The organism is Betaproteobacteria bacterium (genome assembly GCA_016720855.1).
Classification (GTDB): domain Bacteria; phylum Pseudomonadota; class Gammaproteobacteria; order Burkholderiales; family Usitatibacteraceae; genus FEB-7.
This window is the reverse complement of the sequence record JADKJU010000002.1, coordinates 186,782-199,353: the sequence shown is the minus strand read 5'-3', so window position 1 is coordinate 199,353 and position 12,572 is coordinate 186,782. Positions and strand designations below refer to the sequence as shown.

Sequence of the window (12,572 nt, the reverse complement as noted above, 5' to 3'; positions counted from 1 at the left end):
CGGCAGGACCCATGCCCGGCACGCTGAACGGCATCCGCGTCCTCGACCTGGGCCGCATCCTCGCCGGCCCGTGGTGCACGCAGGTGCTCGCGGACCTGGGCGCGGAGGTGATCAAGGTGGAGCGCCCGGGCAGCGGTGACGACACGCGCGCCTGGGGCCCGCCCTTCCTGCACCGGCCCGACGGCACGGACACGACCGACTCCGCGTACTTCGCCTCCACGAACCGCGGCAAGCAGTCGATCACGCTCGACATCGCGAGCGCGGAAGGCCAGCGCCTGGCGCGCGCGCTCGCCGCGAAGAGCGACGTGCTGGTGGAGAACTACAAGTTCGGCGACATGCAGCGCTACGGCCTCGACTACGAGACGCTCTCGGCCGTGAACCCGCGCCTCGTCTATTGCTCCATCACCGGCTTCGGCCAGACCGGCCCCTACCGCGCGCGCGCGGGTTACGACTTCATGATCCAGGCCATGGGCGGGCTCATGAGCATCACGGGCGAGCGCGACGAGCTGCCCGGCGGCGGGCCGCAGAAATGCGGTGTGCCCATCGCCGACATGATGACCGGCATGTACTCCACGATCGCGATCCTCGCCGCACTGCGCGAGCGCGATTCGAGCGGGCGGGGCCAGCACATCGACATGTCGCTGCTCGACTCCCAGGTCTCGTGGCTCATGAACCACAACCTCAACTACCTCGTCTCGGGGAAGGTGCCGGTGCGCTGGGGAAACGCGCACCCCAACCTCACGCCCTACCAGAGCTTCCCCACGAAGGACGGCAACCTGATCCTTGCGATCGGCAACGACAACCAGTTCCGCAAGTTCTGCGCGGTTGCGGGTCTGGCCATCGCGATGGAGCCGCGCTTCATCGACAACCGCTCGCGCCTGGCGAACCGCAGCGCCCTGGTGGCGCACATCGCCGGGGCGATGAAGACGCGAACCACGCAGGAATGGATGGTGGTGCTGGAAGCCGAGGCCGTGCCCTGCGGCCCGATCAACACCATCGACCAGGTGTTCGCCGACCCCCAGGTGATCGAGCGCGGCCTGCGCTTCGACCTGCCGCATCCGCAGGCGGGCACCGTGCCGCAGGTGGCCAACCCCATCCGCTTCTCGCGAACCCCAATCGAGTACTCCACGGCGCCCCCCGTCCTCGGCCAGCACACGCAGCAGGTGCTGGGCGACATGCTGGGGCTCGCGCCCGGGGAGATCGCGTCATTGAAGGACCGGGGCGTCATCTAGAGCCGGCCCCGGCAGGAAGCCCAACCCGCAGAAGGAGGATATGGACATGAAGCTTGCCTCGATCGTTCGACACTTCGCCCTGGGCCTCGTTGCCGCCCTGGCGATTCCGATGGCCGCACAGGCGCAGGGCTGGCCGACCAGGCAGGCCATCAAGTTCATCGTCGTGTACCCCCCCGGCGGGGCCTCCGACGTCACGGCCCGGCTCATCGGCGCCAAGCTGACCGAATCCCTCGGGCAGTCCGTGGTGATCGAGAACAAGCCGGGCGCGAACGGCATCATCGCGACGGAGTACGTCGCCAAGAGCGCGCCGGACGGCTACACGATCCTCATGGCGAACCTCGGGCCCAATGCCATCAATGCGGTCGTGTACAAGAAGCTTCCCTACGATGCCATCAAGGATTTCGCGGCGATCACGCTCACGACGATCGTGCCGCAGATCATGGTCGTCACGCCCTCGCTGCCCGTGAAGACGGTCCCCGACCTGATTGCCTACGCGAAGGCGAACCCCGGAAAGGTCACGTTCGCCTCCGCCGGCAATGGCGCGTCCAACCACCTGTCGGGCGAGCTCTTCAACGCCATGGCCGGCATCAAGATGCAGCACATCCCGTACAAGGGCGACGCCCCCGGCATGATCGACGTGATGTCGGGCCTGGTGAACGTGGCGCTGCCGACGGCCATCGCGGGCATGCCGCACGTGCGATCCGGGAAGCTGCGCGCCATCGCGGTGACCAGCAGCAAGCGCCTCCCGTCGCTGCCGGACGTGCCGACCGTCGCCGAAACCCTTCCCGGATTCGAGGCGGTGTCGTGGGGCGGCGTGATGGCGCCGGCCGGAACGCCCAGGGAGATCATCAACCGCCTCAACTCGGAGATCCTCAAGATCCTGAAGATGCCCGACATCGCCCAGAAACTGACGGGGCTGGGTGCGGAAATCGTGGGCAGCACGCCCGAGGAATTCGACCTGTACGTGAAGGAGGAGATCGCGAAGTGGGGCAAGGTTGCCCGCGACAACAACGTGACGCTCGACTGAAGATGCCCAAGGCGCCCTCCGCGGCTGCCGAGCGCGGCGCCGGCGCGGTGACCAGTCACGACGTCGCACGCCTCGCGCAGGTGTCCCAGGCCACGGTCTCGCGCGTGCTCCGGCAGGACCCGAAAGTGCGCCCGCAGACGCGCGACCGTGTCCTCAAGGTGCTGGCCGAGACGCGCTACGAGCCCAATGCGGCGGCGCGAGCCTTTCGCACCAGCCGCACCGGCTCCATCGGCGTCGTGGTCGCGCGCCTGTCCTACCAGCTCTATCCGGCGATGCTCGAGGCGATCGGCGCGCAACTCGCCCGCCTCGGCCAGCGGATGATCGTCTGGGATTCCGAGCACGGAGGCGATGCGCCCGCGAGCCGGGCGCTGCGCCAGGGCATCGTCGATGGCGTGATCCTCACCGCGGCCACCCAGGAGTCCGAGTTCCTGCGCGACGTTTCCGCGGGCAGCTTCCCGGTGGTGCTGGTGAACCGCATCGTCGATTCCTACGCGAGCGACCAGGTGTCCAGCGACAACCTGGACGGCGGCCGGCGCGTGGCCGACTACCTGGTGCGGTGCGGGCGCAAGCGCATCGCCTTGATCGGGGGCGTGCCGCGTGCGAGCACGATCCGCGACCGCGAGAAGGGTTTTCGCGAGGTGCTCAGGCGCCGCGGCGTGGAGCTGCCGCCTCACTACTACTATCGGTCCGACACCTTCTCGCACGCGAGCGGCGAGCAGGCGGTGAAGCGCCTGCTCGACCTGGGCGCGCCGCCCGACGCGATCTTCTGTGTGAACGACGTGCTCGCCCTGGGCGCCATGGACGGGGCGCGCGGCCGCGGCCTGCGCGTGCCCGGGGACCTGTGGATCGTCGGCTACGACGATATTGAACTCGCCTCGTGGGGCGCCTTCGACCTCACGACGGTGCGCCAGCCCATGGAGCTGATGGTGGCGCAGGCGATCGACCTGCTGCTTGCGCGCGTGGCCGGCAGCGAAGCACCCGTGGCGCATCGCTGCCTGCCCAACGAACTGGTGATCCGCGGCTCCACCGCGCGAACGCCCTTTCCTCCCGCGCCGACTTCGAAGGGAAAAGCCCGTCGATGAACGCGAGGCCCCTGCGCAGCAACTTCGAACCCGGATCCCCCCGCTGGGCCGTGCGGCGCGCGCAATGGCGGGCGCTCGGCCTCACCGAGGCCGATCTCGAGAAGCCCAAGATCGCGGTCGTCAATTCCTCCTCCGAGCTCTCGATCTGCTTCAGCCACCTCGACGGCGTGGCCGCCCGCGTGAAGGAGGCGATCCGCGCCGCGGGCGCGCTCGCGTTCGAGGTGCGCACCGCGGCCCCGAGCGACTTCATCACCAGCGCCGGGCGCCAGGGGCGCTACATCCTGCCCAGCCGCGACCTGATGGTGAACGACATCGAGGTGCAGGTGGAAGGCGCGATGCTCGACGGCATGGTCTGCCTCGCCTCCTGCGACAAGACGGCGCCGGGCCAGCTCATGGCCGCTGCGCGCCTGGACATTCCGACGATCATCGTGCCCTGCGGCTACCAGCCCCACGGCCGCCTCGATGGCCAGGCGGTGGACATCGAGGAGGTCTACGAGAGCGTGGGCAAGGTGAGCGCCGGCGTCATCACGCTGCAGCGCCTGGCCGCGATGTGCGACGTGGCGATCACCGGTCCGGGCGTCTGCGCGGGCATGGGGACCGCCAACACGATGCATATCGCAACCGAGGCGCTGGGCCTCGCCCTGCCCGGCAGCACGCCGGTGCTCGCCAACAGTGCGCGCATGTTCGAGTTCGCGCAGGCCGCGGGAAATCGCATCGTGGAGATGGTGCGCGAGGGACTCAATCCGCGCCGCCTCCTCACGAAGGAGGCCTTCGAGAACGCGGTCATGGCCGGCCTCGCGCTCTCGGCCTCGATCAACCTCGTGCGCCACCTGCAGGCCGTCGCGATGGAGGCGCAGTGCCCCGTCGACATCTACGAGCTGTACGACCGTCTCGGCCCGCGCGTGCCGCTGCTTTGTGCGGTGCGCCCGAATGGCGAGACGCGCATCGAGGAACTGGAAGCGGCCGGCGGAACGCGCGCCGTGATGAAGCGCCTGGAGAGCCTGCTGCACCGCGAGGCGCTCACCGTTTCGGGACGCTCGTGGGGCGAGGAGCTTGCGCGGCCCTTCGCTGTCGGCAGCGTGCTGCGCACGCTCGACGACCCGCTCTCGCGCAAGCCCTCGGTGATCGTGATGCGCGGCAACATCGCTCCCGAAGGCGCGATCCTCAAGCTGGGAGATGCCAGCGCCAAACAGTCGGTGTTCGACGGCAGGGCCCTCGTGTTCGGCTCTCAGGAAGAGGCGCTCGCGGCGCTTCGCGAAGGGCGCCTGGTGCCGGGCACGATTGCCGTGCTGAGCGGCATGGGCTGCCGCGGCGGCCCGGGCATGGCGCTCGCCTCGGGCTTCGTGGCGGCGGTCGATGGCGCCGGCCTGTCGACGAGCGTCGCGGTGATCACCGACGGGCAGCTCTCGGGCCTGAATCGCGGCATCGCGATCGGGCAGGTCTCGCCCGAGGCGGCCCTGGGCGGGCCCATCGGGCTCGTGGAGGATGGGGATGTGATCCGGATCGACATGGAACGCCATTGCGTGACCCTGCAGGTGCCGCAGGCGGAACTCGAGGCGCGCGCCGGGCGGCTGGTGGCGCACGAACCCGCCCGCGAGAACGGGTGGCTGTCGATCTACGCACGCGTCGTGGAACCCATGTCCCGCGGCGCGGTGCTGGTGCGCCCGGCCGAAGGGCCGCGCAAGTGAGCCCGGCCGTGCGCCGTCTCACCGAGCCCGCCCGCGAATTGCCGGTCCTGGCCGAGCCCGATGTGCTCGTGGTGGGGGGCGGTCCCGCGGGCCTTGCTGCCGCCTGTGCCAGCGCGCGCGCCGGTGCCTCGACGCTGCTCGTGGAATCCTACGGATGCCTGGGGGGCACGCTCACGATTGTCACGCTGGGTGGCTTCTGCGGCATTCACGCCGTCATCGACGAGGAGCGCCTGGGCCGCGTCGTTGGCGGGCTGTGCCTCGAGCTGGAGGAGCGGCTCGCGAAAGTCGACGCGATACTCCCGCCACGCCGTCATGGCCGAATCGTCGGCGTGCCCTACGAATCGGTGTCGATGAAGCGCGTGGCCGACGAGATGGTCGCCGCCCACGGCGTGCGCGTGATGCTGCACACGGGCGCCGTGGCGGTGATGACCGAAGGCGCGCGCGTGAGCGCGGTGGTGGTGGAGAACAAGGGCGGGCGAGGCGCGATCGTGCCCCGGGTGGTGGTGGACTGCTCGGGCGACGGCGACGTCGCTGCGCGTGCCGGGGCAGGCTTCGACCTGGGGCACGAGGGCGAGACACAGTACGGCTCCGCGATGTTCCGGCTGGGCGGCGTGGACACCGTTCGCGCCGGCCAGCTTGCGCGGGCGCAGATCCGCGAGTGCCTCGAGCGCGCCGCGAGCGAAGGCTATCCCCTTCCGCGCACGGCGACCGGCGTGCACCTGAACCCGCTCGAAGGCGTGGCGCACCTGAACGTCACCAAGCTCGGCAAGCCCGATGGCAGCCCCTTCAACCTGGTGGACCCCGATGACCTGGGCGATGCGGAGCGCGAGGGCCGGCGCCAGGTGAGGATGTACGAGGAGGTCTTCCGCCGCTACGTGCCCGGGTTCGAGCGAGCGCGGGTGATCGACATCGGCGCACGGGTGGGCGTGCGCGAGACGCGGCTCATCCACGGCGATGCCGTGCTCACCGAGGCGCACGTTCGCGGATGCGTGAAGCCCGCCGACCGCATCGCCTGCTCGTCGTGGCCGCTGGAAACCCATGGCCGCGGCACCAGCACCCAGTGGGATTTCCTGCCCGACGGCGAGTACTACGGCATCCCGTTCGGCTGTCTCGTGGTGAAGGGGTTCGACAATCTCCTCGTGGCGGGACGAAACCTGTCCGCAACCCATGTGGCGCAAGCCTCGGTTCGCGTCGCCGGCCCGTGCATGGCCATGGGAGAGGCCGCCGGCGCGGCCGCGGCGGCGAGCCTGGCCGCGGGCGCAAATGTCCGCGCCGTCCCGATCGAGTTGCTGCAAGGCTCGCTGGAGCGCCACGGCGTGATCCTCACGCCTGCCCTCGCCTAGCGCCCCGTGCCGTACCGCAACGCTGTCGCAGATTTTCAAGTCAGGGAGGTTCCCATGAACGACGACCTGTTCGACCGCGGTCTGGCCATCCGCCGGGAAGTGCTCGGCGCGGAATACGTCGACAAGGCGCTCGCCGCCGCCGACGACTTCAACATGCCCATGCAGTGGCTGGTCACGGAATCGTGCTGGGGCGCGGTCTGGGGGCGCGATGGACTCGATCGCAGGACCCGCAGCCTCCTCAACCTCGCCATGATCAGCGCGCTCAACCGGCCGCACGAACTCAAGCTGCACGTCGTCGGGGCGCTTCGCAATGGCGTCGCGCGCGACGAAATGCGCGAAGTGTTCCTGCAGGTTGCAGCCTACTGCGGCATGCCGGCGGCGATCGATTCCTTCCGCATTGCGCGCGAGGTGTTCGCCGAGCAGGACCGGGCCTGAACCCCCTGACGGAACGCTAAGGGACGAGCGCGAGGAAGAGGAACGCCGCGAAGATCACCAGGTGCACGACGCCCTGCATGATGTTGGTGCGGCCCGTGCCCATGGTGATGGCGCCCACCACGAACGTGAGCACGAGCAGCACGATGTCCTTCGCATCGAGGCCCAGGGTGAGCGGAATGCCGTAGGCCACGGAAGCGTAAGCGACCACCGGGATGGTGAGGCCGATGCTCGCGACCGCCGAGCCCATCGCAAGGTTCATGCTCGTCTGGAAGCGGTTGGCCCGCGCCGCCCGCACCGCCGCCCAGGTCTCCGGCAGCAGCACCAGCAGGGCGATGGCGATGCCGATCACCGTCTTGGGAGCGCCCGCCGCGGCCACGGCCCGTTCGATCGTGGGCGAGAGCATCTTCGCGAGCCCCACCACGGCCACGAGCGAGACGATCAGGAGGCCGAAGCTCGCCCATGCCGCGCCGGCGGACGGAGGCTGCGCATGGGCGTCCTGGTTGGAGGCGTCGCCGGTGGGCAGGAAATAGTCGCGGTGCCGCACCGTCTGCATGAACACGTAGGCGGCCCAGAGCACGAGTGAGGCGATGGCGGCGAAGGCGAGCTGGGATGTGCTGTAGGTCGAGTTCGGCGTGGTGGTCGTGAACGAGGGCAGCACCAGCGAGAGCGTCGAGAGAGCAATCACCGCCGTCAGGCCCTGCGCCGCGCCCTCGGCGCGGAAGGACTGCTCGCGGTGGTGCAGCCCGCCCACGAGCAGGCACACGCCGATCACGCCATTTGCGATGATCATGATGGCGGAGAAGATCGTGTCGCGCGGCAATGCGGCCTGCCCCGCGCCGCCGGTGAGCATCATCGAGAGGATGAGGGAAGCCTCGATGACCGTCACCGCGACCGCCAGCAGGAGCGTGCCGAAGGGCTCGCCCACGCGGTGCGCCACGACCTCGGCGTGGTGCACGGCCGCAAACACCGCGCCGACGAGGGCGACAGCGCACAGGGCCGCGAGCATCGGCCCCACGTCGAGCGCGATCGCCGCTCCCAGCGTCGCCGCGGCAACCGCGGGGACGAGCCATGCCCAGGCCGGCATACGCGCGCCTATCGCGTGTTCCGGCGGACGAAGTCGGCCATCCGCGCCACGCCCTTCCCGATCGCCTCGCTGGAGGCGGCGTAGCTGAAGCGGATGTGCTGGCCTTCGTCGGGCACGCGCGGGCCGAAGTGGATGTCGGCAAGGACGGCGACGCCGGCCTCGTTCAGCAGCCGCACGCGCAACTCCTCGGAATCCTTCGCGCCGACCAGCCGGCACGCCTCGGTCACGTTGGGCCAGGCGTAAAACGCGCCGCCGGGGCTCTGGCAGGTGACGCCCGGCACCTTGTTCAGCAGGCCCACGATGAGGTCGCGCCGCTCCAGGAAGCTCGCGCGCATCCTCTCCGCGTCATCCTGCGGGCCGTTGATCGCCTCCACCGCGGCCCACTGGCTGATGTGGGAAGCGCAGGACTCCGTGTTCGTGACCCAGCGCGTGAACACCGGCGCCAGCGCCTTGTTCACCGCGTACCCGAGCCGCCAGCCGGTCATGGCCCAGGTCTTGGAGGCGCCGTCGCAGATGATCGTGCGCTCCAGCATGCCGGGGATGGCGGCAAGGGAGGCGAAAGCGCCGTCGTACACGAGGCGCGAGTAGATCTCGTCGGCGTACACCCACACATCGGGGTGCCTCGCCAGGATCGAGGCGATGGCCTCCATGTCCTTCTTCGAGACGATGCCCCCGGTCGGGTTCTGCGGCGAATTCAGGATGAGGAGCTTCGTCCTGGGCGTGATCTTCGCCTCGAGCTCGGAGGGGTCGAAGTTGAAGCCGCGCGACTCGCGCAGGTAGATGGGCACGGGCACCGCGCCCATGGCCTTCACCTGCGACTCGTAGATCGGGAAGCCGGGGTTCGGGTAGATCACCTCGTCGCCCGCGCCGTGGTCGGTGACGGACAGGATCGTGTAGGCGATGAACGGCTTGGCACCCGCGCCCACGACGACGTCGTCGGCGCTCACGCAGATACCGCGGGTGCGCGAGACGTAAGTCGCGATGGCCTCGCGCAGCTCGACGATGCCGGCCGAAGGCGTGTAACCGTGCTTGCCGCCGCGGATCGCCTTCACGGCCGCGTCCTGGATGTTCAGCGGCGTCGGGAAATCGGGCTGGCCGATGCAGAACGAGATGATGTCCTTGCCGGCGGCCTGCAGCTTGCCCACTTCGGCGAGGACCACGAACGCGTTTTCGGTGCCGAGCTGGTCGGCGCGGCGGCTGATGGAGGGCATGGGGATTTCCGTCGTTGCGAGGGGCCGGCCGGAGGCCGGATTCACCCGCAATGTTACGGCAAGTCGCAGCGGCGCACGGCGCGATGCCCGGCCGCATCGACGGGGCACCGGTTTCGCCAGCCTGCCGCGGCGCTGCAAAACGCCAGGGCATTCTGCGCGGTTCGGGCAGCCGGACTATCATCGGGCTCCCGAGAAACGGGCAACAAGACAATGCCGCACAAGCAGGACACTCCGGACGCGCCGGAGGACACCGGTAAGGCGAGCCGAACGCTCGCGCAGCGGCGGCTCGCCAGGCGATACCGCACGCCGGACCCGTACGACGTGCGCCCGGCAGGCTGACATGCCCGTTCTCCAGCTCTCCGAAATCTCGCTCGCCTTCGGGCACGTGCCGCTCCTCGACCACGCGGACCTCGTGATCGAAGCAGGCGAACACATCGGCCTCATCGGGCGCAACGGCACCGGGAAGTCCAGCCTCCTGAGGATCATCGAGGGCGCCGCGCGCGCCGACGACGGAAAGGTGTGGCTCGAGCCGGGGCTCAAGCTCGCGACGGTGGCGCAGGAGCCGTCGTTTGCGCCGGGGCAAAGCGTCTTCGAGGCGGTGTCCGAGGGCCTGGGCGAGGGGACGCAACTTCTCGTGGACTACCACGCCGCGACGCATGCGCTGGCAGCGCACCCGGGCGGCGAGCAGGAGGCGGCGCTCATGGCGCGGCTGCAGCAGCTGCAGGAAGCCCTCGAGGCCACCGGCGGCTGGACGCTCGAGCATCGCATCGAAGCGACGCTGGACCGCCTCGCCTTGCCGGCGGATACGCCGGTGGCCGACCTCTCCGGGGGGTTGAAGAAGCGCGTCGCGCTCGCCAGGGCGCTGGTGCGCGATCCCGACCTGCTGCTGCTCGACGAGCCCACCAACCACCTCGACGTCGCGGCCATCGAGTGGCTGGAGGAAATGCTCGCGGGCTTCGCCGGGGCCGTCCTCTTCGTCACGCACGACCGGCGCTTCCTCGACCGCGTGGCCACGCGGATCGTGGAACTCGATCGCGGCAAGCTGGCCGATTTCCCGGGCAACTACAGCGCCTACGAGAAGCGCAAGGCGGAGATGCTTGCGATCGAGGCGGTGGTGAACCGCAAGTTCGACAAGGAACTGGCGCAGGAAGAAGCCTGGATCCGCAAGGGCGTGGAGGCGAGGCGTACGCGAAACGAGGGACGGGTGCGGCGCCTCGAGGCGCTGCGCCTCGAACGGGCGGCGCGGCGCAACCGCGTCGGGCGCGTGGACCTCGCGCTCTCGCCCGGCGAGCGCTCCGGGAAGCTGGTCGCGGAGCTCGAGGACGTCACCAAGCGCTTCGGCGACAAGCGGGTGGTGGAGGGCTTTTCCACGCGCATCCTGCGCGGCGACAAGATCGGGCTGATCGGCCCCAACGGCTGCGGCAAGTCCACGCTCCTCAAGCTGATCCTGGGCGAGCTTGCTCCCGATGCGGGCACCGTGCGACTGGGCACCAAGGTGGCCGTGGCCTACTTCGACCAGTTCCGCGCCGCGCTCGACGAGGAGGCCACGCTCGCCGAGACCATCTCGCCCGGGGGAGACTTCGTCGAAATCGACGGGGCGAGGAAGCACGTGATCAGCTACCTCGGCGATTTCCTCTTTCCCCCCGAGCGATCCGGCGCGCCGGTGCGGACCCTTTCCGGAGGCGAGCGAAACCGGCTGCTCCTCGCGCGCCTGTTCAGCCGCCCCGCCAACGTGATCGTGCTGGACGAACCCACCAACGACCTGGACATCGAGACGCTGGAGCTTCTGGAAACCCTGCTCCAGGATTACGCGGGAACGCTCTTCCTCGTGAGCCACGATCGCGCGTTCCTGGACAACGTGGTGACCCAGACCATCGCGTACGAGGGCGCCGGGCGCTGGAAGGAGTACGCGGGCGGCTATGCCGACTGGCAGCGCGCCCGGGCCGCCGGGACCAGGGCGCCCGCCGAAGCGCAAGCCGAAGACACGGGCCAGGCGCCCGCCCCGAGGAGCGACGCGCGCGGCACCCGGAAGCGCGCAAAGCTGGGATTCAACGAGGCCCGCGAACTCGAGCAGTTGCCGGCGAAGGTCGAGGCGCTTGAACGCGAGCAGGCCGGGCTGGCGGGCCGCCTGGCCGACCCCGCGCTCTATGCCGACCGCACGGTGGACCTGAAGGCGCTCAACGCGCGCCACGCCGCGATCGATGAGGAACTCACGGCGCTCCTGTCGCGGTGGGAGGAGCTGGAAGCCCGGAAGGCCGCGTTGTCCTGACGACCGGGAAGGCGGGGCGAGTTACTGCGCGCGCGCCGACTTGATGCGCTTCAGCTTGGCCGCGTAAAGGTCGTGATCCTTAGCCGTCGTGCTGTTCTCCATCGCGAGGGCCAGTTGCTTGCGGGCGCGGTCCGTCTCCCCCAGGTTGGCCAGGGCGAGGGCATACCAGAAGCGGAACTCGTGGTAGTAGGGATCGCGGTCGATCTCCTTCTCGAAAAGGTCGCGTGCGGCCGCGTACCGGCCTTCGCGCATCGCCGCGAGGCCCTCGTTGAAGTAGGCGAACGCGGGATGCGGTTCGAGCTCGGCCAGCTGCCGCGCGAGCGCCCGGGATTCCTCGGTGCGGCCCAGGCTTGCGAGGACGGACACCTGGTTCGACATCACGGTCGTGTTGCGCGGCTCGCGATCGAGGGCGTACGCCAGGATCCGCCCCGCCTGCGCGTAGTGGCCGCGGCGCTGGTAGATGACCCCGAGCGTGTTGTAGGCGGCGATGTACCCCGAATCCTGCAGGATGGCTTCGCGCGCGAACCAGTACGCGTCGTCCACCTTGCCGGCGGCGAACGCCTCGGCCGCCCGGTTGTTCATGTACATGGCGAGGATTGTCTTCTCGTCGATGACCCGCCAGTTGATGCGCTTCAGGTCGGGGGGCGGCAGGAAGTCGATCGTGAGCTGCTCGCCGTCGTCGATCCGCGACCCGAGGGCGGGAGGCCTGCGTCCCAGCGTGAGGTTCACGTGGCCAACGGAAAAGTAGAGGTCGTCGCGCCGGGTCCACGTCTCTTCCACCGACACGCTCTGGAAGCGGACCCCGATGCCCATCTCCTTCGCGAGGGCAGCGGTCATGATCACCAGCGACAGGCAGTTGCCGGTGCGCGCGTTGAACGCCTGCCGGGCGTTGCGCGTGTACGCCGCGTCGTATTCGAGCTGGAGGCGATCCTTGCTGCGCAGCGCGTCGATGAGCGCTTGCTGCCGGCCCTTGGAGCCCGGCGTGTCACGCAGTTCGGTGGCGAGGTAGCGCCGCATCGCCTCGTTGACCGCGAATACCGCCGCGGCATCGGGGGTTTCGGATGGGGCGCGGAACCGGGCATCGGCGAAGAAGCGGTCCGATTCGGTGGCCGGCGGCGAGACCGCGCAGGCGCCGAGCGCCAGGGGAAGCAGCAGCGTTGCCCAGGATTTCATTGGCGTCTCCTTGGAGGCCGGATGCCAT

Annotated in this window: 10 protein-coding genes; 7 read left to right on the top strand and 3 right to left on the bottom strand. The window is 69.5% G+C overall.

The window, feature by feature from the left end; genetic code table 11:
• Positions 1 to 11: 11 nt before the first annotated feature.
• From IPP91_08105 to IPP91_08080, 6 genes are read left to right on the top strand one after another with little or no spacing between them, the layout of a single operon-like run.
• Entirely contained in the window at positions 12 to 1,232 is a 1,221-nt protein-coding gene (locus IPP91_08105; protein MBL0142030.1) for a CoA transferase, read from the top strand.
• A 46-nt stretch (positions 1,233 to 1,278) separates the two neighbouring features.
• Entirely contained in the window at positions 1,279 to 2,259 is a 981-nt protein-coding gene (locus IPP91_08100; protein MBL0142029.1) for a tripartite tricarboxylate transporter substrate binding protein, read from the top strand.
• Between the two features lie 2 nt (positions 2,260 to 2,261).
• A complete protein-coding gene (locus IPP91_08095; protein MBL0142028.1) occupies positions 2,262 to 3,341 on the top strand; it encodes a LacI family DNA-binding transcriptional regulator in 1,080 nt (359 codons plus the stop codon).
• Positions 3,338 to 5,029: a dihydroxy-acid dehydratase gene (locus IPP91_08090; GenBank protein ID MBL0142027.1), complete on the top strand. Its 1,692-nt coding sequence runs from the start codon at positions 3,338 to 3,340 to the stop codon at positions 5,027 to 5,029. Before IPP91_08095 ends, IPP91_08090 begins: the two co-directional genes overlap by 4 nt.
• Before the next feature lie 8 nt (positions 5,030 to 5,037).
• Positions 5,038 to 6,372, top strand: coding sequence for an FAD-dependent oxidoreductase (locus IPP91_08085; GenBank protein ID MBL0142026.1), 1,335 nt, complete (start codon positions 5,038 to 5,040; stop codon positions 6,370 to 6,372).
• Between the two features lie 54 nt (positions 6,373 to 6,426).
• Positions 6,427 to 6,807, top strand: a complete 381-nt coding sequence (locus IPP91_08080) for a carboxymuconolactone decarboxylase family protein (protein ID MBL0142025.1) — start codon at positions 6,427 to 6,429, stop codon at positions 6,805 to 6,807.
• 16 nt (positions 6,808 to 6,823) lie between these two features.
• On the opposite strand, the gene IPP91_08075 is transcribed toward IPP91_08080, so the two are convergent.
• Both IPP91_08075 and IPP91_08070 read right to left on the bottom strand, forming a co-directional pair.
• Complete coding sequence (locus IPP91_08075) at positions 6,824 to 7,891, bottom strand: ionic transporter y4hA (GenBank protein ID MBL0142024.1); 1,068 nt, start codon at positions 7,889 to 7,891, stop codon at positions 6,824 to 6,826.
• An 8-nt stretch (positions 7,892 to 7,899) separates the two neighbouring features.
• On the bottom strand, positions 7,900 to 9,102 hold the full coding sequence (locus IPP91_08070) for a pyridoxal phosphate-dependent aminotransferase (protein ID MBL0142023.1): 1,203 nt from the start codon (positions 9,100 to 9,102) through the stop codon (positions 7,900 to 7,902).
• A 340-nt stretch (positions 9,103 to 9,442) separates the two neighbouring features.
• On the opposite strand from IPP91_08070, the gene IPP91_08065 reads away from it, so the two are divergent.
• Positions 9,443 to 11,371: an ATP-binding cassette domain-containing protein gene (locus IPP91_08065; GenBank protein ID MBL0142022.1), complete on the top strand. Its 1,929-nt coding sequence runs from the start codon at positions 9,443 to 9,445 to the stop codon at positions 11,369 to 11,371.
• 21 nt (positions 11,372 to 11,392) lie between these two features.
• On the opposite strand, the gene IPP91_08060 is transcribed toward IPP91_08065, so the two are convergent.
• On the bottom strand, positions 11,393 to 12,544 hold the full coding sequence (locus IPP91_08060) for a tetratricopeptide repeat protein (protein MBL0142021.1): 1,152 nt from the start codon (positions 12,542 to 12,544) through the stop codon (positions 11,393 to 11,395).
• Between the last annotated feature and the right edge of the window lie 28 nt (positions 12,545 to 12,572).

Coding starts and splice junctions, on each gene's coding strand:
- IPP91_08105 (MBL0142030.1), top strand. CDS start 12: ATGCCCGGCACGCTGAACGGCATCCGCGTCCTCGACCTGGGCCGCATC.
- IPP91_08100 (MBL0142029.1), top strand. CDS start 1,279: ATGAAGCTTGCCTCGATCGTTCGACACTTCGCCCTGGGCCTCGTTGCC.
- IPP91_08095 (MBL0142028.1), top strand. CDS start 2,262: ATGCCCAAGGCGCCCTCCGCGGCTGCCGAGCGCGGCGCCGGCGCGGTG.
- IPP91_08090 (MBL0142027.1), top strand. CDS start 3,338: ATGAACGCGAGGCCCCTGCGCAGCAACTTCGAACCCGGATCCCCCCGC.
- IPP91_08080 (MBL0142025.1), top strand. CDS start 6,427: ATGAACGACGACCTGTTCGACCGCGGTCTGGCCATCCGCCGGGAAGTG.
- IPP91_08075 (MBL0142024.1), bottom strand. CDS start 7,891: ATGCCGGCCTGGGCATGGCTCGTCCCCGCGGTTGCCGCGGCGACGCTG.
- IPP91_08070 (MBL0142023.1), bottom strand. CDS start 9,102: ATGCCCTCCATCAGCCGCCGCGCCGACCAGCTCGGCACCGAAAACGCG.
- IPP91_08065 (MBL0142022.1), top strand. CDS start 9,443: ATGCCCGTTCTCCAGCTCTCCGAAATCTCGCTCGCCTTCGGGCACGTG.
- IPP91_08060 (MBL0142021.1), bottom strand. CDS start 12,544: ATGAAATCCTGGGCAACGCTGCTGCTTCCCCTGGCGCTCGGCGCCTGC.